The organism is Micrococcus sp. HMSC31B01 (genome assembly GCF_001816085.1).
GTDB classification, from domain to species: Bacteria; Actinomycetota; Actinomycetes; order Actinomycetales; family Micrococcaceae; genus Micrococcus; species Micrococcus luteus.
The window spans coordinates 1-938 of sequence record NZ_KV825258.1; the positions used below are offsets into that span (position 1 = coordinate 1).

General features: G+C 72.2%; 1 protein-coding gene. It reads left to right on the forward strand.

The window, feature by feature from the left end; all coding sequences use genetic code 11:
• A partial coding sequence (gene ccsB / locus HMPREF3105_RS09205; RefSeq protein ID WP_070709331.1) for a c-type cytochrome biogenesis protein CcsB occupies positions 1-757 on the forward strand: 757 nt, incomplete at its 5' end.
• Positions 758-938 lie beyond the last annotated feature (181 nt).

The window sequence follows — 938 nt, forward strand, 5'->3', positions numbered from 1 at the left end:
CCCGGTCGCCAACGTGGCCGTGGCCGTGCTGGCCGTCGGCTGGGCGCTGCACGCGTTCGCCGTCGTCGCCCGCGGCCTCGCCGCCTCCCGCGTGCCGTGGGGCAACCTGTACGAGTTCATGACCACGGGCGCGCTCGTGATCACGACCGTCTACCTGCTGTTCCTCTTGCGCAAGGATCTGCGCTTCGTGGGCACGTTCGTCACCGGCATCGTCGTGGCGATGATGTGCGCGGCCACCATGGGCTTCCCGACGCCGGTGGGCCACCTCCAGCCGCCGCTGCAGACGCCGTGGCTCGTCATCCACGTGTCCATCGCCGTGCTGGCCAGCTCGCTGTTCGCGCTGACCGCCGCGATGTCCGTGCTGCAGCTGCTGCAGGACCGCGCGGAGAAGCGCGCTGCGGCGGGCGAGCGCTCGTGGGCGTTCCTGCGCCTCGTGCCGGCCGCGCAGGGGCTGGAGAACTGGTCCTACCGCCTCAACGCCGTCGGCTTCGTCATGTGGACCTTCACGCTGATCGCCGGTGCGATCTGGGCCGAGGCCGCGTGGGGCCGCTACTGGAACTGGGACACCAAGGAGGTCTGGACCTTCGTGATCTGGGTGGTGTACGCGGCGTACCTGCACGCCCGCGCCACCCGCGGCTGGACCGGTGCCCGCGCCGCGTGGCTGAGCATCGTGGGCTTCCTGTGCATCGTGTTCAACTACACGATCGTCAACACGTACTTCCCGGGCCTGCACTCGTACGCGGGTCTGCCCGGCTGAGTCCGGCGGGGCCCCTCAGGCGCGCGGCCCGTCGCCGTCCGGGTCGGCGTCGTCGTCGCCCTGCTCCCGACGACGGCGCAGCTCCTCCTCGCGGGCCCGCAGCTCGGCCTCGCGGCGGTCCAGGTCCTGCTCGCGGGCGTCCTGGCGGCGCTGCACGCGCAGGCTGCGCAGGAACGCCTCG